The following is a 20634-nucleotide window of genomic DNA, read 5'->3' as shown; positions in this document are numbered from 1 at the left end:
CTCCCCCTCCCCGCACCCGGCAGGCGGCGCCGGAGAGCGCGGTGGATCGTGCGGGCGACCGCCGGCGTCTCCGTCGTCCTGCTGGCCGCGAGCGGCGTCGGCCACGCGATGGTGACCGGGGTCAACGAGAACATCTCCCGCGTCGACGCCTTCAAGGACATGGGCAAGCGGCCCCGGACGAGCTCCGGGGACGGGATGAACTTCCTGGTCGCGGGCACCGACGGCCGGGACCGGCTGTCGGCGGCGGAGAAGGAGCGGTACCACCTCGGCGGCGAGCCCTGCCACTGCACCGACACGGTCATGCTCGTCCACCTCTCGGCGGCCCGGGACCGGGCAAGCGTGATCAGCCTGCCCCGCGACTCCTTCGTCGAGGCGCCCGAACGCAAGGACGAGAAGACCGGGCGGACGGTGCCGACCCACCCGATCAAGCTGAACGCGGCGTACGCGGAGGGCGGCCCCAACCTCACCGTCCGCACCGTGGAGCACATGACCGGGGTGCACATCGACCACTACCTGGAGGTCGACTTCACCAGCTTCATGAAGACCGTGGACGCGGTCGGCGGGGTGCAGGTGTGCACCACCCGGCCGCTGCGGGACCGCTACTCCGGGCTGGACCTGCCCAAGGGGACCAGCGAGCTGAACGGCGGCCAGGCGCTCCAGTACGTCCGCGCCCGGCACCTCGACGGCGGCTCCGACCTGGGCCGCATGCAGCGCCAGCAGCGCTTCCTGGTCGCCCTCCTGCACAAGATCACCGACTCGGAAGCGCTGGTGAACCCGGTGACGTTCAAGCGGATCACCTCGACCCTGCTGGACTCGCTGCGCGCCGACGCGGGCTTCGGCACGCGCGAGATGGTCGCGCTCGGGCAGGCGCTTCGCGGCTTCAAGCCCGCCTCCTCGGAGTTCGCCTCCGTCCCCGTCAGCGACATCAGCTACTCCGTGCCGAACCTCGGCTCGACGGTGAAGTGGGACGAGGAGCGCGCGGAGAAGCTCTTCGCGGCCGTCCGCGCCGACCGCCCGCTGGCCGTGCACAAGAAGCGCAAGCAGCGCGCGACCGTGGTGGACGTCGCGCCGGGCGAGATCCGGGTGCAGGTCGACAACGGCACCCGCACCCGCGGCCACGCGGCCCGGGCCGACAAGGCGCTGCGCGCGACCGGCTTCGACACCACCGGCACGCCCCGCAACGCGTCGGCGCCCGCCGACCGCACCGTGATCAGCTACGACCCGCGCTGGAACCGCTCGGTACGGACGCTGGCCGCCGCGCTGCCGGGTGCGGAGCTGCGCGCGGTACCGGGCCAGGGCCCGCTCCTGCGAGTCACCCTCGGCCCCGACCACAAGGGCGTCCACAAGGTGCGCGCCGAGGTGCCCGCGCCCGACTCCGGCGATGTGCCGGCGGTCACGGGGGACGAGGAGGAGTGCCAGTAGCCCTCGGGCCCGGTGGCTCTCAAAGCCCGCGGGACGTGCGGCTCAGCCCTCGTCGACGCCGTCGGCGACGCGGCGCTCGCGCAGCTCCATGATGGCGCGGCGCCGGGCGAGCCGGTGCGTGCGGCGGATCTGCGCCTCCTGGTACCGCCGCTTGTCGCGCTCGGTCTCGGGGATCACCGGCGGGACCCGGCGCGGCTTGCCGTTCTCGTCGACGGCGGCGAAGACCAGGTACGCGGAGCCGACCTGCTGGGCTGGGGTGGACTCGTTCCAGCGCTCGGCCAGCACCCGTACGCCGACCTCCATGGAGGACCGGCCGGTCCAGTTGACCTGCGCCTTCACATGGACGAGGTCGCCGACCCTGACCGGCTCCAGGAACGCCATCTCGTCCATGGAGGCGGTGACGGCGGGGCCGCCGGAGTGCCGGCCGGCCACCGCGCCCGCCGCGTCGTCCACCAGCTTCATGATCACGCCGCCGTGGACGGTGCCGAGCAGATTGGTGTGGCTCGCGTCCATGATGTGGCTGAGCGTCGTACGCGAGACGGAGGTGGGCTTGCCCGGAAGGTCGCCCTCCGCGCTGCCGGTGACGAGGTCGGTCATACGTCCACCCTATGCACCCCGCCGGACGGCTTCTGCCCGAGAAGGGGCACGGAGCCCACCGACCGGTCCGCTTTACTCCCCTTTCATCCCATTACAAGTGCAATCGCGGGCAAACATGCGTCCCGCACGTCCCGAATCGTCGCTTCTTGTCCCACGCGGCCCAATGGTCGCTCCCTCCCCTTTATGCCGCGTCGTTTTGCATCAGCTCTGCAACAGCCGGGGGCCGAACCCGTCCCCGCCCTGTATGGCGAGGTGTACCGGCAGGCACACTTTGCTCCATGAACGAGTGGCGCGACGGGCTCGCCCGTGACGACGACAGGAACCGGTACGGGCGCGGCAGCAGCAGCGCCCAGCCGGAGGGCGCGCGCGCCATGCGACAGGTGCGCCGGGAGCCCACGGCCGGCTACAACGAGCCGCCGCTGCCGCCCGGCATGTCGCCGCGCCGCCAGGGCGTCCCGCCGCAGCCGGGCCGCGACGGCGGATACGGCGGGGGCCACGGCGGCGGCCGCTACGACGACGGGTACAACACCGGCCAGGTCTACGGCGGCGGCCACGGTGGTGGCGGCGGTTACGGCGACGACGGCTACCGCCCCCGCCCCCACTGGGGCCGCCGCATCAAGCGGATCCTGGTCACGCTCGTCGTGGTGCTGCTCGTCGTGTCGGTCGGCACGTACTTCTGGGCCGACTCCAAGATGCGCAAGGAGGTCGACCTCAGCAAGGTGATCGACCGCCCCGAGGAGGGCGACGGCACCAACTACCTGATCGTCGGCTCCGACAGCCGCGAGGGGATGTCGGCCGAGGAAAAGAAGCGGCTGCACACCGGTGGCGCGGAAGGCAAGCGCACCGACTCGATGATGATCCTGCACACCGGGTCCAACGGCCCGACGCTGATCTCCCTGCCGCGCGACTCGAACATCACGATCCCGGAGTTCCGCGGCTCCGAGTCCGGCAAGATGCAGCCCGCGATGGGCCCCAACAAGCTCAACGCCGCGTACTCCATCGACGGCCCCCAGCTCCTGGTGCGCACCGTGGAGTACAACACCGGGCTGCACATCGACCACTACGCCGAGATCGGCTTCGCCGGCTTCGCGAACATCGTGGACGCCATCGGCGGCGTCGACATGAAGCTGGACAAGGGCTTCAAGGACAAGTGGTCCGGCGCCGACTTCAAGGCCGGCGAGCAGACCCTGAACGGCCAGCAGGCCCTGGCGTACGTCCGTACCCGGCACGCCTTCTCCGGCAGTGACCTGGACCGCACGAAGAACCAGCAGAAGTTCCTCTCGACGCTGGCCCACCAGGTGGCCTCGCCCGGCACGATCCTGAACCCCTTCGCGCTCTACCCGGCCATGGGCGCGGGCCTGGACACCCTGATCGTCGACAAGGACATGGGCCCCTACTCGCTGGCCAAGATGTTTTTCGCTCTGAAGGACGTCACCGGCAAGGGCGGCGAGGGCAAGTCGATGAACATGCCGACCTCCGGCAGCGTCGGCGGCAACCTCCAGTGGGACATGCCGAAGGTCAAGCAGCTGGTCGGCGAGCTCAAGAACGACGACCCGGTCACGGTCACCGCGGACGAGTGACCCGCTCCGGACCATGCGAAGGCCCCGGCTCCCTCCCAGGAGCCGGGGCCTTCCCGTGTGCCCTGTGCCGCGCCGTTACGGCAGGTTGCGGGCCATGACGATGCGCTGGACCTGGTTGGTGCCCTCGTAGATCTGGGTGATCTTTGCGTCGCGCATCATGCGCTCCAGCGGGTAGTCCCGGGTGTAGCCGTAGCCGCCGAGCAGCTGGACCGCGTCGGTGGTGATCTCCATGGCCGCGTCCGAGGCGTAGCACTTGGCGGCGGCGCCGAAGAAGGTGAGGTCCTCGGCCTTGCCGCCGGCGGAGATCCGCTCGGACTTCGCGGCGGCCGCGTAGGTGAGCTGGCGGGCCGCCTCCAGCTTCATGGCCATGTCGGCGAGCATGAACTGCACGCCCTGGAAGTCGCCGATCGGCTTGCCGAACTGCTTGCGCTCCTGGACGTAGCCCTTGGCGTAGTCCAGCGCGCCCTGGGCGATGCCCAGCGCCTGGGCCGCAATGGTGATGCGGGTGTGGTCCAGGGTCTTCATCGCGGTCGCGAAGCCGGTGCCCTCGGCGCCGATCATGCGGTCGGCGGGGATGCGCACGTTGTCGAGGTAGACCTCGCGGGTCGGCGAGCCCTTGATGCCGAGCTTCTTCTCCGGGGCGCCGAAAGAGACGCCCTCGTCGCCCTTCTCCACCACGAAGGCGGAGATGCCCTTGGAGCGCTTCTCCGGGTCGGTGACGGCCATCACCGTGTAGTACTCGGACTCGCCCGCGTTGGTGATCCAGCGCTTCACGCCGTTGAGCACGTAAGTGTCACCGTCGCGGACGGCCTTGGTCTTCATGCCCGCCGCGTCCGAGCCCGCGTCCGGCTCGCTCAGGCAGTACGAGAACATCGCGTCGCCCTTGGCCAGCGGGCCCAGGTACTTCTTCTTCAGCTCCTCGGAGCCGGAGAGGATCACCGGCAGCGAGCCCAGCTTGTTCACGGCAGGGATCAGGGAGGAGGACGCGCAGACGCGGGCCACCTCCTCGATGACGATGACGGTGGCGAGCGCGTCCGCGCCGGCGCCGCCGTAGGACTCCGGTACATGCACGGCGTGCAGGTCATTGGCGACCAGGGCGTCCAGCGCCTCCTGCGGGAAGCGGGCCTCCTCGTCCACCTGCGTGGCGAACGGTGCGATCTTCGCCTCGGCGAGCGCACGCACCGACTCACGGAGCATGTCGTGCTCCTCGGCCGGCCGGTACAGATCGAAATCGGCGTTTCCCGCCAAGGTCTCTCATCTCCCCTGAGTGCTAACTACCGTTAAGTAACCTGTCGCGTTTCCCCGAATTCTAGAGCCGGAGCACCTCGTGGGGTACGTGAGGTTGCCGACAACGACCGGATCGGCGCACCCCTTGTCCCAGCTATGCTCGGCCCCGCAACAGACTTCGTCCGCACCTGGAGCGTCCATGCCCCTCAAGATCACCGTGATCGGCACCGGCTACCTCGGCGCCACGCACGCCGCCGCCATGGCCGAACTCGGCTTCGAGGTGCTGGGGCTCGACATCGTGCCCGAGAAGATCGAGATGCTCAGCCGGGGCGAGGTGCCGCTGTACGAGCCGGGCCTGGAGGAGCTGCTGCGCAAGCACGTCGCGGGTCTCCCGGGCTCCAGCGGGCGGCTGCGGTTCACCACCTCCTGGGAAGAGGCCGGCGCCTTCGGCGACGTGCACTTCGTCTGCGTGAACACCCCGCAGAAGCACGGCGAGTACGCCTGTGACATGTCCTACGTCGACAGCGCCTTCGAGTCTCTGGCGCCGCACCTGACGCGGCCCACGCTGGTCGTCGGCAAGTCCACCGTGCCGGTGGGCAGCGCGGCGCGGCTCGCCAAGCGGCTGGCCGAGCTGGCGCCGGCCGGCGAGGAGGCGGAGCTGGCCTGGAACCCGGAGTTCCTGCGCGAGGGCTTCGCCGTTCAGGACACCCTGCACCCCGACCGGCTCGTGGTGGGTGTCGCGAGCGAGCGCGCCGAGTCGCTGCTGCGCGAGGTGTACGCCACGCCGCTGGCCGAGGGCTCGCCGTGGGTCGTGATGGACTACCCGACCGCCGAGCTGGTCAAGACGGCCGCCAACTCCTTCCTCGCCACCAAGATCTCCTTCATCAACGCGATGGCCGAGATCTGCGAGGCCGCCGACGGTGACGTGGTGAAGCTGGCCGAGGCGATCGGCCACGACGAGCGGATCGGCAAGAAGTTCCTGCGCGCCGGGGTCGGCTTCGGCGGCGGCTGTCTGCCGAAGGACCTGCGTGCCTTCATGGCGCGCGCCGGCGAGCTGGGCGCCGACCAGGCGCTGACCTTTCTCCGCGAGATCGACTCGATCAACATGCGCCGCCGCGGCCACATGGTGGAGCTGGCGCGCGAGGCGGTCGGCGGCGGCTTCCTCGGCAAGCGGGTCGCCGTCCTCGGCGCGACCTTCAAGCCGGACTCCGACGACGTGCGGGACTCCCCCGCGCTGAACGTCGCGGGCCAGATCCACCTCCAGGGCGGCCAGGTCACCGTGTACGACCCCAAGGGCATGGAGAACGCGCGCAGGGTCTTCCCGACGCTGGGGTACGCGCCGACCGCGCTGGACGCCGCGCGCGGCGCCGACGTCGTGCTGCACCTGACCGAGTGGCGGGAGTTCCGCGAGTTGGACCCGGCGACGCTGGGCGAGGTCGCGGCGCACCGCCGCATCCTGGACGGCCGCAACGCGCTGGACCCGGAGCTGTGGCGCAAGGCCGGCTGGACGTACCGCGCGCTGGGCCGCCCGCGCGCCTAAGCGCTCCACTGGAAGTGCCGCGAGAGGCCATCGGTCGTCTGCGGCCTCATCGCGGCTGGTCGCGCCCACGCGGCGAAGCCGCACAGTGTCACAGGCCCGCGCCCCTTCCGGGCGCGGGCCTGCTCAGCCCTCGGCCTTCCGGGCCCGGTACGTACGCATCTTCGCGCGGCTGCCGCACACCGCCATCGTGCACCAGCGGCTGCGTGCCGCCGGGCTGCGGTCGTAGAACACCCACTGGCAGTCGTGGGCCTCGCATGCCTTCAGGCGGGGCCAGGTGCCGTCCGCGGCGGCGGTGGCGATGCCGGCAGCGATCCGGGCGGTCAGCGCGGCGGCCCCGGTGAGTCCGGGCGCCGGGCACAGCGCCGCCTCGCCCCGCGCGTCCACGGTGAGCGTCAGCGGCGCGGCGGCGAGCAGCGCGCCCAGTTCGCGCTCGGTCTCCTCGGTCAGGTCGGTCCCCGTGTGCGCGAGACAGGCCGCACGCAGCGCCTCGCGCAGCCGCTGAACGGCGGACAGTGCGCGTTTCCCGGCGGGAGCCGGCGGCAACCCGTGCTCGCGCAGGAAGGCGGCGAGGCCGCCGGGCGCGGCCAGCGCGTCCTGCCCGCTCTCGATGTCCAGGGTGTTCGCCAGATCCTGGACGAGAGCCAGGGAAGGCGGCGCGCTACGGTCGGCCACCCTTGCCACGTTACCTGTTGAGGGCCATCATGCAGTAACGAAGTTACCGCTACACCGTCGCAGGAGGTAACACCATGGCCATCGCTCAGTACGGCGTCGTCGTGCTCGACGCCCGCGACCCGCAGGCCCTCGCGGAGTTCTACGCCGGGCTGCTCGGCTGGCAGGTGGGCGAGCTGGAGGGCGACTGGATCGAGGTGGCCGGGCCTCAGGGACGGATGCTCGCGTTCCAGACGGCACCCGATCTGGTGCCGCCGGACTGGCCCAGCGGCGAGCGGTCCCAGCAGCTGCACCTGGACTTCCGGGTGCCGCGGGACCGGATCGAGGAGGCCGAGCGCGAGGCGCTGGAGCTCGGCGCGAAGCTGGTCCAGCACGACGAGGGCAAGCGCGACTTCCGGGTCTACCTCGACCCGGAAGGGCACCCGTTCTGTCTGTGCCTGCACTGAGTACGGAACCGGCGGGGGCGGGCGGGGACTCCCCGCCCGCCCCCGCTCTCAGGTCCAGGCCCAGTGCAGCCGTGTCATCCGGTCCCGCCGGTCCGCCCGGTCCAGCCGGTCGATGGTCCCCGTGGACGGCCCGCGGCGGTGCCGGGCCTCGCGCGCGGCGAACTCCGCGCCACGCATCGCACGCAGGGCATTGCCCCAGGTCAGCCCGGCCAGGTCGGAGAAGGACCAGCCGCGGGTGATCAGTTCGGCGAGCAGCCGCGGGTAGCCGGAGACGTCCTCCAGGCCCTCCGGCCGCCCGTCCGCCGGATCGGTGTCGAAGCCACCGCCGAGGCCGACGTGCCGGGCCCCCGCCACATTCCGTACGTGATCGAGGTGGTCGGCGACGTCCTCCACGGTCGCCGCGCCCACCGGCCCGGTGACCCGCTGCGGGGCGAAGGTGACCATGCAGATCCCGCCGTTGCGGGGCAGCTGCGCGAGGACCTCGTCGGGCACGTTGTGCCGGTGGTTCGTCAGGTTCCGGGCGGCGGACCGGTTCAGGAAGACCGGCGCCTTGGTGATGGCCAGCGTGTGGCGCATCGTGTCGACCGAGGCGTACGAGAGGTCGATGAGCATCCCGAGGCGGTTCATCTCCCGGACCACCTCCTCACCGAAGGCGGTGAGGCCGCCCGCGCACGGGGTGTCGGCCGCCGCGTCCGCCCACGGGGTGTTGCGGTCCGGCGTGAGCAGCATCGAGCGCACGCCCAGGGTGTGCAGGGCGCGCAGCGCGCCGAGCGAGCTGTCGATGATCTGGCCGCCGGCCGAGCCGAGCAGGCAGGCGATACGGCCGCGGTTGCGGCACTCGGTGACGTCGTCGGCGGTCATCGCCAGGCGCAGCGCTTCGGGGTAGGCGCGCACCAGCTGGTACACGAAGTCGATCTGTTCGAGCGTGGCACTGATGGCGTGGTCGCCGCTGAGCGCGGTGGGCACCTGCACGGACCAGAACTGCGCGCCGACGCGGCCCTGCCGCAGCCGGGGGATATCGGTGCTGACGGCGGGTTCACCGTAGTCGAGGTCGTAGTAGTGACCCGGCGTCAGGTCGTCGCCGTGGTGCAGCCGCAGCGCCCAGGGCAGGGCGTTGTGGCCGTCGAAGACGGGGTGCGCGGCGAGCAGCGCGTGCGCGCGGGAGAGCGGGTCGCGGCGCAGCGGGGGGTCGGCGGGGCGCCCGAGTGATCCGTACGGGGAGTGGGCGTCCTCGGCGGCGCCGAGAACCCCGGCGGCACCGGTGAGGTCTGCGGCTTCCAGATCGGGGGCGAGGTCGGCCATGGTCGGAGCTCCTGGATCGGTGGCAGTAGGGCCACGGTGACACGGGAGATCCACTTCTTCGCGGTGGATGATCCGTACGGGTCACCCACCGCGCGACACGCGGCGGATGACCCCTACTGCGGCGCTCAGCCGTCCAGCTGACCGATCGTCGCGTTCGACGGGCCGCGCCGCTTCTGGAGGTCGCGGGCGACGTCCTCCGCCGCGCGCAACGCACGCACCGCGTTCTGCCAAGTGAGCTTGGCGAGGTCGGCCTCGGACCACTTGCGGTCCAGCAGCTCCGCGATCAGGTTCGGATAGCCCGCGACGTCGCGGAGGCCGTCCGGGGTGAAGGCCGTGCCGTCGTAGTCGCCGCCGATGCCGATGTGGTCGACGCCGGCGACCTCGCGCATGTGGTCGAGGTGGTCGGCGACGGTGGCGGCGGTGGCCACCGGGCGCGGGTGCGCGGCCTCGAAGGCGCGCTGCACCTTCATGCCGGCCTCGGTGGTGTCGAGGTGGTGCAGGCCGTGCGCGCGCATGTTCTCGTCGGCACGCTTCGTCCACTCCCCGGCATCGGGCAGCACGAACTTCGGTACGAACGTGACCATCGCGACGCCGCCGTTGGCGGGCAGCTGGGCCAGTACGTCGTCGGGGATGTTGCGCGGGTGGTCGCAGACGGCGCGCGCCGAGGAGTGCGAGAAGACCACCGGCGCCTCGGTGACCCGCAGCGCGTCCCGCATCGTGTCGGCGGAGACATGGCTGAGGTCGACGAGCATGCCGAGCCGGTTCATCTCGCGCACGACCTCCTCGCCGAAGGCGGTGAGGCCGTGGTGGCGCGGCTCGTCGGTCGCCGAGTCCGCCCAGGCGATGGTGTCGTTGTGGGTCAGCGTCATATAGCGGACGCCGAGCCCGTAGAGGGCGCGGAGCGTGGCCAGCGAGCAGTGGATCGAGTGCCCGCCCTCGGCACCCATCAGGGAGGCGATCCTCCCCTCGGCGCGGGCTGCCTCCATGTCGTCGGCGGTGAGCGCGCGCCGCAGGTCGCCCGGGTACCGGTCGATCAGCTGCGCCACGCAGTCGACCTGCTCCAGGGTGGCGCTGACCGCACGGTCGCCGTCGTAGTCGGAGCGTACGTACACCGACCAGAACTGCGCGCCGACGCCGCCGGCCCGCAGCCGCGGGATGTCGGTGTGCAGATGCGCGGACTGGTCGGTGGCGATGTCGCGCCGGCCCAGGTCGTACCGGACCTGCTCGCGCAACGCCCAGGGCAGGTCGTTGTGACCGTCGACGACGGGCCAGCGGGCGAGGAGGTCCCGGGCCGCCTCGCTCACTTGCCGCTCCCGAAGCCGAAGCCCTCGTTGCCTCCGACCTTGTTCCGCAGCCGCTTGCCCTTCTCGGTGGCCTGGTCGTTCAGCTCCTGCTGGAACTCGCGCATCCGCTCCTGCAGCTCGCTGTCGTGCGCGGCGAGCATCCGGGCGGCGAGCAGACCGGCGTTGCGGGCGCCGCCGACCGAGACCGTGGCGACCGGCACGCCGGCCGGCATCTGCACGATGGACAGCAGCGAGTCCATGCCGTCGAGGTACTTCAGCGGGACCGGCACGCCGATGACCGGCAGCGGGGTGACCGAGGCCAGCATGCCCGGCAGATGGGCCGCTCCCCCGGCACCCGCGATGATCGCCTTCAGGCCGCGGCCCGCGGCCTCCTCGCCGTACGCGACCATCTCGCGCGGCATGCGGTGCGCGGAGACGACGTCGACCTCGTACGGGATCTCGAACTCGTCGAGGGCCTGCGCCGCGGCCTCCATGACGGGCCAGTCGGAGTCGGAGCCCATGACGATGCCGATGACGGGTGTCTGGGAGCTGGAGCTCATTCGGTGATCGTTCCTCGCAGGTAGCCGGCGGCGTGCGCGGCGCGCTCACGCACGTCGGCCAGGTCGTCGCCGTAGGTGTTGACGTGCCCGACCTTACGGCCGGGCTTCACGTCCTTGCCGTACATGTGGATCTTCAGCTGCGGGTCCCGGGCCATGCAGTGCAGGTACGCGCTGTACATGTCCGGGTAGTCGCCGCCGAGCACGTTGGCCATCACGGTCCACTCGGCGCGCGGGCGCGGGTCGCCCAGCGGCAGGTCCAGTACCGCGCGGACGTGGTTGGCGAACTGCGAGGTGATCGCGCCGTCCTGGGTCCAGTGCCCGGAGTTGTGCGGGCGCATCGCCAGTTCGTTGACCAGGATCCGGCCGTCCGCGGTCTCGAAGAGCTCGACCGCGAGGTGGCCGACCACGTCCAGTTCCTTGGCGATCCGCAGCGCCAGCTCCTGGGCCTGCGCCGACAGCTCCTCGGAGAGGCCGGGAGCGGGCGCGATCACCGTGTCGCAGACGCCGTCGACCTGGATGGACTCCACGACCGGGTACGCGACGGCCTGGCCGTGCGGGGAGCGGACGATGTTGGCGGCCAGCTCGCGGGTGAAGTCGACCTTCTCCTCGGCGAGGACCGGCACGCCTGCGCGGAACGGCTCCTCGGCGTCCTTGGCGGATCGTACGAACCAGACGCCCTTGCCGTCATAGCCCCCGCGGACGGTCTTCAGGATGACGGGGAAACCCTCGCCCTCGGCCGCGAACTGCTCCACATCGGCCGGGTCCGAAACGATGCGGTGGCGCGGGCAGGGGGCGCCGATCTCGGTCAGTTTCGCGCGCATCACCCCCTTGTCCTGGGCGTGCACCAGCGCGTCCGGACCGGGGCGTACGGGGATACCGTCCGCCTCCAGGGCCCGGAGGTGCTCGGTGGGGACGTGCTCGTGATCGAAAGTGATCACGTCACAGCCGCGCGCGAACTCCCGCAGGGTGGCCAGATCGCGATAGTCGCCGATGACGACATCGCTGACGACCTGCGCCGCGGAGTCCTGCGGAGTGTCACTGAGGAGCTTGAACCTGATGCCGAGGGGGATGCCTGCCTCGTGAGTCATACGAGCGAGCTGTCCGCCACCGACCATGCCGACTACCGGAAACGTCACGCCTTCAGGGTATCCGCTCCGACCGACCGTTCCAGGCCACCCCTTGGACGATCCTCTGAATCCGGACGTTCCGCACCTCTGTGCGAGCTGCCATCGGGCGATAGGCTCGCCCGGACGCGTGGATCCGGGGGAGGACGCATGGACGCGACCGACGGCATATCGACGCCGTCCCGCAAGATCGGCATAGCGGTCGCGGTGGCGGCCCTGCTGGTGACGGTGTACTCCCTGATCTCCCTGCTCACCGCCGGTCCCCAGGTGTACGGGCCGCAGGACAACGTCATATCCGTCGCCCCCGGCGAGCGCTTCTCGATAGAGCTGGACGACAACCCGAGCACCGGCTACCGCTGGACCGTTTCTCCTCCGCCGCCCGACCCGCAAGTGCTCAAGCCGGCCGGCAGCCACTACGAGGCCGACGAGCCGGTGGTCGCGGGCTCCGGCGGCACCCGCTACCTGGAGTTCCAGGCCGTCCGCGCCGGCCGGACCGAGCTGGCGCTGCGGCGCTGCTTCCAGTGCGGCACCGAGCGCGCCGACAGCGACGACGGCGAGCTGCTCGCCTTCCGCATCACGGTGACCGACTGACGCGCGACGGCCCGGAAGCCCGCTGGTTAGCATGAGTGAGCGGCCGGCCGCCGACCACGGCCCGCCCGATACGACGCCTCACGGGGAGCTGAACCGCCAATATGTCTGGACCGAGCCCGCTGCGTTCGCGGCTGGAGCTGCTGGGCCGCGAAATCGTGAAGTTCGGCGCGGTGGGCGGAGCCGGTGTGCTGGTCAACCTCGTGGTCTTCAACCTCGTGCGGCACACCACGGAGCTGCCCGTGGTGCGGGCCGGGATCGTCGCGACGGTCGTCGCGATCCTCTTCAACTACGTCGGCTTCCGCTACTTCACCTACCGGGACCGCGACAAGAGCGGCCGCACCAGGGAACTGGCCCTCTTCGTCTTCTTCAGCGCGGTCGGCCTGGTGATCGAGAACGGCATCCTCTACGCCGCGACGTACTGGTGCGGCTGGAACACCCCGCTGCAGAACAACGTCTTCAAGTTCCTCGGCATCGGCATCGCCACGCTCTTCCGCTTCTGGTCCTACCGCTCCTGGGTCTTCCGGACGCTGCCGGCCCGCGAGGCCGTGGAGACCGCAGAGTCCTTCCTCACGGAGAAGGCCCGCTCCGAGGCGTCCCGGCGCGGCTCATCGGGGTCCTGACCCGGCCCCGTCCGCCGACGCCGGCCGGTAGTGATCGGACTCCCGGCTGAGGAAGAGCGCGAAGACCGGCGGCTCCTGCTGGAGCAGCTCCAGCCGGCCGCCGTCGGCCTCCGCCAGGTCGCGGGCCACCGCGAGCCCCAGGCCCGTGGAGTTCCGGCCGCTCACCGTCCGCTCGAAGACCCGGGAGCCCAGGTCGGGCGGTACGCCGGGGCCGGCGTCGGTGACCTCGACGACGACCTGGTTCCCGGTGACGCGGGTGCGCAGCGCGACCGTGCCGTCACCGTGCATCAGCGCGTTCTCGATCAGGGTCGCGAGTACCTGGGCCACCGCGCCCGGCGTCCCGACCGCGCGCAGATGCTTCTTGCCCGAGCGGACGATGGCCCGGCCCGCGCTGCGGTACGCCGGGCGCCACTCCTCGATCTGCTGCTTGACGACCTCGTCCAGGTCGAAGGCGACGGCGGAGCCGGAGCGCGGGTCGCGGGAGTTCGTCAGCAGCCGCTGGACGACGTCGCTGAGCCGGTCCACCTGCCCCAGCGCGATCGTCGCCTCCTCCTTCACCGTCTCCGGGTCGTCGGTGAGGGTGATCTCCTCCAGCCGCATGGACAGCGCGGTCAGCGGCGTACGGAGCTGGTGGGAGGCGTCGGCGGCGAGCCGGCGCTCGGCGGTGAGCATCCGCGCGATCCGCTCGGCGGAGGCGTCCAGCACGTCCGCGACCCGGTCCAGCTCGTGCACGCCGTACCGGCGGTGCCGGGGCCGCGGGTCGCCGGAGCCGAGGCGCTCGGCGGTCTCGGCGAGGTCGGTGAGCGGGGCGGTCAGCCGGCGGGCCTGCCGTACGGCGAGGATCACGGCCGCGATGATGGCCAGCGCCGCGACCGCCAGGATGATCAGCAGCGTGCGGCCGATCTCGGCGCTGACGGCGGAGCGGGGCTCCTGCACGGTGACGGTCTCGCCCTGCTCACCGTGGACGGTGGAGGCGATGACATCGCCGGAGGGCCGGCTGCCGATCTGTACGGGGGCGTGGCCCGGCACCTCGATCAGCGCGTACCGGTCGGTGGTGATCTGTTCCGACAGCACCTCGGCGGTGATCTTCTCGCCGCCGCTCAGCCGGCTCTCGACCATGCCCACCAGGCGCACGGCCTCCGCCCCCACGCTCTCCTGGGCCCCCGCCTGGATGGTGCGGGTCTCCACGATGACGAGCGAGACGCCGAAAACGGCGATCACGACGAGCACCACGGCGAGGGTGGAATTGATCAGTCGGCGGCGCACGGTGCCCTCCCGGGCGGGGGTGGGGTGTTACTGCGGGGGCTTCAGCTCTTCTCGAAGCGGAAGCCCACCCCGCGCACGGTGGCGATGTACCGAGGGTTGGCCGCGTCGTCGCCCAGCTTCTTCCGCAGCCAGGAGATGTGCATGTCGAGCGTCTTCGTCGAGGACCACCAGGTGGTGTCCCAGACCTCGCGCATCAGCTGATCGCGGGTCACCACCCGGCCGGCGTCCCGCACCAGCACCCGGAGCAGGTCGAACTCCTTCGCCGTGAGCTGCAGTTCCTCCTCGCCCATCCAGGCGCGGTGCGACTCCACGTCGATCCGTACGCCATGGGTGGCCGGCGGCTGCTGGGGCTCGGCGGTGGTACCGCGGCGGAGCAGGGCCCGCACCCGGGCGAGCAGCTCCGCCAGCCGGAAGGGCTTGGTGACGTAGTCGTCGGCGCCGGCGTCCAGACCCACCACGGTGTCCACCTCGTCCGCGCGGGCGGTGAGGACCAGGATCGGGAAGGAGTGCCCTTCGTTGCGCAGCCGGCGGGCGACCTCCAGGCCGTCCATGCCCGGCAGGCCCAGGTCGAGTACGAGCAGGTCGATGTTGCCCTGCAGACCGGCGTCGAGCGCCGTGGGGCCGTCCTCACGCACCTCGACTTCGTAACCCTCACGGCGGAGTGCGCGGGCCAGCGGCTCCGAGATGGACGCGTCGTCCTCGGCGAGCAGTACACGGGTCATGGCCCGATGGTAGTCCGACAGGTCACGGCCACGATGCCCCTCCGGGGGTCCCGGGCTGCGGCGGTGGGAGCACCGCCCGGTTCCCCGCGCCGGGTGTGACCGTTGTCTCACTGAGCCCAACCTGAGCTACGCGCGTCGTACAGTGGCATGAACGTCCGTTGTACACCCCGGGACCTTGACGCTCATACGACGTCACGGTCCCTGTTGTGTGCGGGGCCGGCACGACCGGGCCCGCGGGCAAATGACCTCCTAGACCGGGTCCATCGCACATACACGGGGGCGTGGATTCCGGTGTACGGCCGTCCTGTCGATTCCTCTCCATAGTGGTGTCGCACCCTCCTACCGGGCGTGGGCGGGCGGACGGCACTGCGCCGGTGCCGGTCAGCCGACCCGGGCGCGCAGCCCCACCTGTGCGTCCCGATCACCCCAAGGATCGACCATGGCGTCCAGCCTGACGAAGGATTCCCCAGGGCAGGGAACCCCTGCCGGCGGCAAGACCTTCTTCGGCCACCCCCGCGGACTGGCCACTCTCTTCATGACCGAGATGTGGGAGCGCTTCAGCTTCTACGGCATGCGGGCCCTGCTCACGATCTACCTGCTGTCCGGCGGCCCGGACGGATCGGGCATCCGTGAAGGCGGTCTGGCGTTCAACGCCGCCACGGCCACGGCCATCTACTCCATCTACATGGCGATGGTCTACCTCCTGGCCATGCCCGGTGGCTGGCTCGCCGACCGCGTCTGGGGTCCGCGCAAGACCGTCACCATCGCGGCCGTGGTCATCATGGCCGGCCACCTCTCGCTGGCCGGCCCGGGCCAGGGATTCTTCTTCGCCGGTCTGGCGCTGGTGGCGATCGGCTCCGGTCTGCTGAAGGCCAACATCTCCACGATGGTCGGCCACCTCTACGACGGGCCGAACGACCCGCGCCGTGACGGCGGCTTCACGATCTTCTACATCGGCATCAACGTCGGTGCCTTCCTCGCGCCGCTGGTCATCGGCACCGTCGGTGAGAGCCACAACTGGCATCTGGGCTTCGCCCTCGCCGCCGTCGGCATGGGCATCGGTCTGCTCCAGTTCCTGTGGGGCACCAAGCACCTGAGCCCGGAGAGCAACAAGGTCCCCACCCCGCTCAGCGTCGAGGAGCGCAACTCCTGGCTGCGCAAGGGCCTGTCCTGGCTGATCGTCGCGGTGGTCTTCTACGGCGTGGTCGGCTTCACCGGTCACTTCACGCTGAACTGGGCGATGATCCCGCTGACCGTGCTGGGCATCATCATCCCGGCCGCCGTCCTCTTCCGCATCAAGCGGGACAAGGACCTCTCGACCGACGACCAGAGCAAGGTCTCGGCCTACGTCTGGTTCTTCATCGCCGCCGCGGCCTTCTGGATGATCTACGACCAGGGCGGCTCCACCGTCCAGGCGTTCGGTTCCACCAAGACCTCCGGCGAGCTGCTGGGCATCTCCTTCCCGTCCACCTGGTTCCAGTCGCTGAACCCGATCTTCGTGATGGCGCTGGCCCCGGTCTTCGCCTGGCTCTGGCTGTGGCTGAACCGGAAGGGCAAGGAGCCCAGCACGATCCTGAAGTTCGCCGCCGGTCTGTTCCTCATCGGCGTCTCGTTCTTCTTCTTCCTGATGCCGCTGGCCATGGCGGCCGGGGGCGAGAAGGTCAGCCCGATGTGGGTGCTGGGCATCTACTTCATCCAGACCATCGGTGAGCTGTGCCTCTCCCCCGTCGGCCTGTCGCTGACCACGAAGATGGCGCCGCTGAAGTACGCCAGCCAGATGATGGGCATCTGGTTCCTCGCCAACACCGCGGGCGACTCGGTCACGGGTCTGCTGTCCATCGGCGGCGTCGACATGAGCGGCTCGCGCGCGATCCTGATCGAGGCGATCCTCGCGGCCCTCGCGGGCTTCGCGATCTACATGTACCGCAAGAAGGTCCGCGGCCTCATGGGCGAGGTCCACTGACGGACCCGCTGCACTGATCCGCTGTCACGAGCGGACGAAGGGCCCCGGCGCCATGGCGCCGGGGCCCTTCGCGTGCGCGGCCGTTCGAGTGGGGTGCCCGGACGATCGGGGAGGGCGGCGGCGGGCCGCGGTAACGATCGGGGTGTGCGGCGAGGAACGGTATGGACGGGTCTGTGCGGGGTCCTGGCCGCCGCGTGTCTGGTGGTCCCGCAGGGGGGCCGGGCGGCCGCGGCGCCGGACGCCGCGTTCAAGGGGACGTACTCCTACGGCCCGCAGAAGCGGCAGACCATCGGCGCCTACCGGGCCGCCGGCACGGACGTCCGGCCGGTGGTGATGATCCTGCACGGGGGGTATTGGGCGCAGGACTCCGACTGGAGCGGGTGGGCCCGGAAGCTGGCGGCGCGCGGATTCGTCGTCTTCGACGTGGACTACCGGCTCAACACCGACGCGCGCTGGCACGCGCAGCGCACCGACGCGCTCGCCGCACTGCGCTGGATCCGCTCGCAGGCCGTCCGCTTCCGGGCCGATCCCCGGCGCATCGTGCTGCTCGGCTCGTCGGCGGGCGGGCAGATCGCGGCGAACACCGCGGAGTACACCGCGGGCACGGCCGAGCGGCCGGCCGGGGTGATCGCGCTCTCGCCGGTGGCCGATCCGTATCTGGCCTGGCGGGACGGCGCGCGCTCCGGCGCCTCGGCCGCCCAGCGCCGGCTGCGGCGCGAGGCGCAGAAGCTGGCGGGGTGCAATCCGAAGGCGAAGAAGGCGGCACCGTCCCCTGCGGCACCGGGCCCTCAGGCACCGGCCCCTGCGGCACCGCCCCCGGCTGCTCCGTCGGGCTCCGCGGCCTCCCTGGCTTCCGCGGCCTCGCCGACCTCCGTCGCGGCTGCCAAGTGCCGCGCCGTCTGGGACGACATGGCCGCGCGGACCTGGGCGCCGGGCGGTCCGGAGCGGCCCGGCGGGCCCGGTATGCCGATGCTGCTGCTGCACTTCGCGCACGACTTCGTCCCCGTGGCGCACTCCCGGGGCCTGGCGAAGGCGGAGCCGCGGGCCACGGTGTCGGTCCTGCCGGGGACGGGCCACGGCATGGCGGCCCTCACCCGGCCCGGGGTCGAGCGCCGGGTGCTGGCCTGGCTCATGGCGCGGGCGGGGCGGTCGGCGGACCGCGCGTAGGGCGTACGGGACCGAGAACCGTACGCCCGGCACGGACCACCGGCCGCCCGGCCGGTCAGCGCCGCAGGTAGCGGCGCGGCATGAAGGTGAAGACGGCGCCGCCGAGCAGGATCACCGTGCCGGCGATCAGACCGAGCGCCTGCAGGCCGCCGTGGTCCGCGGCGCCGGTGTCGGCGAGCCCGCCGGAACCGCCCGCGGCACCCGCGGCACCCCCGCTGCCTCCGGTATCCCCGGTACCGCCGGTCGCGGCGCCGCCCGAGGACGTACCGCCGCTCGCGCCGCCCGGCTGGGCGCTGGTGTCCAGCTCCAGCGAGACGCCCGGGTCCTTCTCGGGCGTGCAGGTGGTGGTGGTCCCCATCGCCTTGACCGTCAGGACGCCGGGCGTGAGCGTCGCCTTGCCGCTCGCGCCGGGCTTGTAGGTGCCCTTGAGGTCGGGGATCTCGATGGGCTCGCCGGACTTGATCGGCTCCTTGTTGGCAGGCCCCTCGACGTGCACCGTCCCCTTGTCCACGCCGCCCAGCTTCACCTCCATCGACGGCTTGACCGAGTCCTTGGGGATGTCGGCCGGGCTGTCCATCACGGACTTGCGGAACTTGACGGTGAGGTCGAAGTCGCCGCCCTTCTTGGTGCCGTTGATCTGCACCGGAGAGGTGGCCTTCTTGTCCCCGATGGGCGTCTTGCAGGCGTACGGGACCTGGACTTCCTTGCCCTTGTACGCGGTGCCGTCAGGGTCGCCGTTGCCGCCGCCGCTCGCCCCTCCGGAGCCGCCCGTACTCCCGCCCGTACCGCCGGAGTCACCGCCCGAGGCGCCCCCGGACGAGGACGACCCGCCCGACGAGGACGTGCCGCCCGAGTCCGACCCGCTGCCGTCCGTCACCTTGATCGTGAGCGCGGGCTTCACCTCGCCCTTGGGCGCGCACTTGGTGTCCGTCGGGACGGGCTTGTTGACGTTGATCGTGTACGCGCCCGGGGTCAGCGTGACCTCGCCCGGCTTCTCCAGCTTGAGCTTGCCCGTCATGTCGGGCAGCTGCATCGGGCTGTTCTTCGGGATGGGCGGATTCTGCCGCGGCCCCTCCATCGGGATGTCGCCGGTCTGCGCGCCCGTCGCCTTGAGCACGCCGGTCGGCTGCACCGTGTCCTTGCCCAGGTCCAGTACGTCCGGGTTCTTGGACGCGGCGCCGACCGTCTTCCACACCACCTCCACCGTGTCCCCCACCTTCGCCGTGGCGGGCGCGCTGATCTCGACCTTGGTGGTGCCCTGCACCGGATCCAGGCCGGAGATCGGCGGCGGGATGCACTCCGTCAGGTACGACACGGCGGCCGCCGGGCCGGGTACCGGGGCCGCCGCGGCGGTGCCGGACACCGCCACCAGGCCCACACCCGCGAGCATCAGCGCGCTCCCGGCCGCGGCCGCTCTCCTCCGTTGCCTCATCACAGGGAACCTTTCGACGTCGGTCGCTCGGTGAGTGTGGTGACGGACGGTGCGGTGTCCGGGGTGAACCAGGGCAGGCCGGCCGGCGCTTCGTCCTCCGCCCCGCGCTGGGCGGGGCGGCCGCGCGGCCGTACCTTGTCGACGATCGCCATGCCGATGCGGAAGACCGCGGCCGGCACCACGACGCAGAGCAGGATCCAGAAGAGCGTCACGCCCCACGGCCGGCCGACCTGCCAGGGCTGCTCGGCCAGGACCTTGCCGCCGTACTTCACGGCGACCCTGTAGTCGCCGTGCGCGCCGGCCGCCAGCTCGACCGGCAGCGTGACCTGCGCTTTCTTCCCGGCCTCCAGCGTGCCCCGCCACTGCTGGTCCGCCCATTGCGGGGCGAGGACGCCGTGCCGGGTGCCGACCTTAAAGACCGGGTTCTTCGCGGGCTCGGCGCCGAGGTTGCCGACCGTGAGCACCAGCTCCCGCTGCGGCGGCGCGCCGAACCAGGTCAGCAGTCCCGAACTGCCGCGCAGCCGGGCGGGCGCCAGTACCGCCAGCCGCCCGCCGCCGGTCCGCTCGGGCAGCGGGGCCACGGGGTGTCCGGCGACGGTGAACGGGGCGTCCGCCGTCGCCGCCCGGCCGGTCACGGTGGCGACGTGCACGACGCACGGGCACGGCTTCGGCGGCTCGGCGACCGGCAGCTCGATGCGGAAGCGGCCGTCCTTGCCGGTGGTGACGGCGCGGCCGTCGCCGTTGGCGCAGGCGTTGGTGCCACCGATCATGTTCTGGCCGCAGATCAGCAGGGTGAGCAGCGCCTTGGGGCGCCATCCGGCGCCGGTGACCGTGATCGAGCCGCCCTTGCCCGCCTGCCGCTGGGAGAGCTTGACGGTGGGCCCGTCGTCGGCGGCGAGGGCCGTCCCGGCCGGAGGAAGAGCGACGAGGACAAGGGTCAGCGCGGCAACGGCCGCCGCCCAGGGAGCAGTTCGCCGCGGACTGCCCGCCGCCCGGCCCGTACGTACTCCGCTCACGTCGTCACCCCTGTCGCCAACTCCCTTACCGCTCCGTCCTCTTGTTCCTGTGAGTCGTCCGCGCCCGCCCGCCGCCGTCGCCGCAGGAACCAGCCGCCCACCGCCGC

At 71.5% G+C, this 20634-nt stretch carries 19 protein-coding genes; 8 read left to right on the top strand and 11 right to left on the bottom strand.

Features of this window, described 5'->3' with window-relative positions:
- The coding region (locus tag CCS38_RS05925; protein ID WP_308050694.1) for an LCP family protein at positions 1 to 1422 on the top strand (1422 nt) is incomplete at its 5' end.
- Between the two features lie 42 nt (positions 1423 to 1464).
- Here CCS38_RS05925 and CCS38_RS05920 read toward each other — a convergent pair.
- Positions 1465 to 2019: an acyl-CoA thioesterase gene (locus tag CCS38_RS05920; protein WP_223732132.1), complete on the bottom strand. Its 555-nt coding sequence runs from the start codon at positions 2017 to 2019 to the stop codon at positions 1465 to 1467.
- Between the two features lie 278 nt (positions 2020 to 2297).
- On the opposite strand from CCS38_RS05920, the gene CCS38_RS05915 reads away from it, so the two are divergent.
- Positions 2298 to 3599: an LCP family protein gene (locus CCS38_RS05915; protein ID WP_223732131.1), complete on the top strand. Its 1302-nt coding sequence runs from the start codon at positions 2298 to 2300 to the stop codon at positions 3597 to 3599.
- 75 nt (positions 3600 to 3674) lie between these two features.
- Here CCS38_RS05915 and CCS38_RS05910 read toward each other — a convergent pair whose 3' ends face one another.
- The gene (locus CCS38_RS05910) at positions 3675 to 4847 is read right to left on the bottom strand and encodes an acyl-CoA dehydrogenase family protein (protein WP_223732130.1); all 1173 of its coding nucleotides are present in this window, start codon (positions 4845 to 4847) and stop codon (positions 3675 to 3677) included.
- Between the two features lie 178 nt (positions 4848 to 5025).
- On the opposite strand from CCS38_RS05910, the gene CCS38_RS05905 reads away from it, so the two are divergent.
- Positions 5026 to 6366 carry a UDP-glucose dehydrogenase family protein gene (locus CCS38_RS05905; protein WP_223732129.1) on the top strand — a complete coding sequence of 447 codons (1341 nt, stop codon included), beginning with the start codon at positions 5026 to 5028 and terminating at the stop codon, positions 6364 to 6366.
- A gap of 123 nt (positions 6367 to 6489) precedes the next feature.
- Here CCS38_RS05905 and CCS38_RS05900 read toward each other — a convergent pair whose 3' ends face one another.
- On the bottom strand, positions 6490 to 7038 hold the full coding sequence (locus CCS38_RS05900) for a CGNR zinc finger domain-containing protein (RefSeq protein ID WP_223732128.1): 549 nt from the start codon (positions 7036 to 7038) through the stop codon (positions 6490 to 6492).
- A 74-nt stretch (positions 7039 to 7112) separates the two neighbouring features.
- Between CCS38_RS05900 and CCS38_RS05895 the strand changes: the two genes are divergently transcribed.
- The gene (locus CCS38_RS05895; RefSeq protein ID WP_030265967.1) at positions 7113 to 7481 is read left to right on the top strand and encodes a VOC family protein; all 369 of its coding nucleotides are present in this window, start codon (positions 7113 to 7115) and stop codon (positions 7479 to 7481) included.
- A gap of 48 nt (positions 7482 to 7529) precedes the next feature.
- Here the strand turns inward: CCS38_RS05895 and CCS38_RS05890 are convergent, their stop codons facing one another.
- From CCS38_RS05890 to CCS38_RS05875, 4 genes are all read right to left on the bottom strand, one after another.
- On the bottom strand, positions 7530 to 8783 hold the full coding sequence (locus CCS38_RS05890) for a dipeptidase (RefSeq protein WP_372456999.1): 1254 nt from the start codon (positions 8781 to 8783) through the stop codon (positions 7530 to 7532).
- 125 nt (positions 8784 to 8908) lie between these two features.
- Entirely contained in the window at positions 8909 to 10087 is a 1179-nt protein-coding gene (locus CCS38_RS05885; RefSeq protein WP_223732127.1) for a dipeptidase, read from the bottom strand.
- Positions 10084 to 10626: a 5-(carboxyamino)imidazole ribonucleotide mutase gene (gene purE / locus CCS38_RS05880; RefSeq protein ID WP_223732126.1), complete on the bottom strand. Its 543-nt coding sequence runs from the start codon at positions 10624 to 10626 to the stop codon at positions 10084 to 10086. The genes CCS38_RS05885 and purE overlap by 4 nt, the downstream gene beginning before the upstream one ends.
- Positions 10623 to 11762, bottom strand: coding sequence for a 5-(carboxyamino)imidazole ribonucleotide synthase (locus CCS38_RS05875; protein WP_223732125.1), 1140 nt, complete (start codon positions 11760 to 11762; stop codon positions 10623 to 10625). Before CCS38_RS05875 ends, purE begins: the two co-directional genes overlap by 4 nt.
- Positions 11763 to 11900: 138 nt before the next feature.
- Between CCS38_RS05875 and CCS38_RS05870 the strand changes: the two genes are divergently transcribed.
- Positions 11901 to 12341 carry a protease inhibitor I42 family protein gene (locus CCS38_RS05870; RefSeq protein ID WP_223732124.1) on the top strand — a complete coding sequence of 147 codons (441 nt, stop codon included), beginning with the start codon at positions 11901 to 11903 and terminating at the stop codon, positions 12339 to 12341.
- A gap of 101 nt (positions 12342 to 12442) precedes the next feature.
- Positions 12443 to 12961: a GtrA family protein gene (locus CCS38_RS05865; protein WP_223732123.1), complete on the top strand. Its 519-nt coding sequence runs from the start codon at positions 12443 to 12445 to the stop codon at positions 12959 to 12961.
- Here the strand turns inward: CCS38_RS05865 and CCS38_RS05860 are convergent.
- Together CCS38_RS05860 and CCS38_RS05855 are read right to left on the bottom strand one after the other, a co-directional pair.
- Positions 12947 to 14227, bottom strand: a complete 1281-nt coding sequence (locus tag CCS38_RS05860) for a sensor histidine kinase (protein WP_223732122.1) — start codon at positions 14225 to 14227, stop codon at positions 12947 to 12949. The two genes, CCS38_RS05865 and CCS38_RS05860, sit on opposite strands and share 15 nt — an antisense overlap.
- A gap of 41 nt (positions 14228 to 14268) precedes the next feature.
- Positions 14269 to 14949, bottom strand: a complete 681-nt coding sequence (locus CCS38_RS05855; protein WP_030265943.1) for a response regulator transcription factor — start codon at positions 14947 to 14949, stop codon at positions 14269 to 14271.
- 439 nt (positions 14950 to 15388) lie between these two features.
- On the opposite strand from CCS38_RS05855, the gene CCS38_RS05850 reads away from it, so the two are divergent.
- Positions 15389 to 16912: a peptide MFS transporter gene (locus tag CCS38_RS05850; RefSeq protein ID WP_223732121.1), complete on the top strand. Its 1524-nt coding sequence runs from the start codon at positions 15389 to 15391 to the stop codon at positions 16910 to 16912.
- Between the two features lie 144 nt (positions 16913 to 17056).
- A complete protein-coding gene (locus tag CCS38_RS05845) occupies positions 17057 to 18079 on the top strand; it encodes an alpha/beta hydrolase (RefSeq protein ID WP_223732120.1) in 1023 nt (340 codons plus the stop codon).
- Positions 18080 to 18134: 55 nt separating this feature from the next.
- Here the strand turns inward: CCS38_RS05845 and CCS38_RS05840 are convergent, their stop codons facing one another.
- Together CCS38_RS05840 and CCS38_RS05835 are read right to left on the bottom strand one after the other, a co-directional pair.
- Positions 18135 to 19511, bottom strand: coding sequence for a hypothetical protein (locus CCS38_RS05840; RefSeq protein WP_223732119.1), 1377 nt, complete (start codon positions 19509 to 19511; stop codon positions 18135 to 18137).
- A complete protein-coding gene (locus tag CCS38_RS05835; RefSeq protein WP_223732118.1) occupies positions 19511 to 20527 on the bottom strand; it encodes a hypothetical protein in 1017 nt (338 codons plus the stop codon). Before CCS38_RS05835 ends, CCS38_RS05840 begins: the two co-directional genes overlap by 1 nt.
- Positions 20528 to 20634: the final 107 nt, after the last annotated feature.

It is taken from the genome of Streptomyces purpurogeneiscleroticus (genome assembly GCF_020024005.1).
Classification (GTDB): Bacteria; Actinomycetota; Actinomycetes; order Streptomycetales; family Streptomycetaceae; genus Streptomyces; species Streptomyces purpurogeneiscleroticus.
This window is presented reverse-complemented; position numbering and strand designations above follow the sequence as displayed.

Coding starts and splice junctions, on each gene's coding strand:
- CCS38_RS05920 (WP_223732132.1), bottom strand. CDS start 2,019: ATGACCGACCTCGTCACCGGCAGCGCGGAGGGCGACCTTCCGGGCAAG.
- CCS38_RS05915 (WP_223732131.1), top strand. CDS start 2,298: ATGAACGAGTGGCGCGACGGGCTCGCCCGTGACGACGACAGGAACCGG.
- CCS38_RS05905 (WP_223732129.1), top strand. CDS start 5,026: ATGCCCCTCAAGATCACCGTGATCGGCACCGGCTACCTCGGCGCCACG.
- CCS38_RS05895 (WP_030265967.1), top strand. CDS start 7,113: ATGGCCATCGCTCAGTACGGCGTCGTCGTGCTCGACGCCCGCGACCCG.
- CCS38_RS05890 (WP_372456999.1), bottom strand. CDS start 8,783: ATGGCCGACCTCGCCCCCGATCTGGAAGCCGCAGACCTCACCGGTGCC.
- purE (WP_223732126.1), bottom strand. CDS start 10,626: ATGAGCTCCAGCTCCCAGACACCCGTCATCGGCATCGTCATGGGCTCC.
- CCS38_RS05870 (WP_223732124.1), top strand. CDS start 11,901: ATGGACGCGACCGACGGCATATCGACGCCGTCCCGCAAGATCGGCATA.
- CCS38_RS05865 (WP_223732123.1), top strand. CDS start 12,443: ATGTCTGGACCGAGCCCGCTGCGTTCGCGGCTGGAGCTGCTGGGCCGC.
- CCS38_RS05855 (WP_030265943.1), bottom strand. CDS start 14,949: ATGACCCGTGTACTGCTCGCCGAGGACGACGCGTCCATCTCGGAGCCG.
- CCS38_RS05850 (WP_223732121.1), top strand. CDS start 15,389: ATGGCGTCCAGCCTGACGAAGGATTCCCCAGGGCAGGGAACCCCTGCC.
- CCS38_RS05840 (WP_223732119.1), bottom strand. CDS start 19,511: ATGAGGCAACGGAGGAGAGCGGCCGCGGCCGGGAGCGCGCTGATGCTC.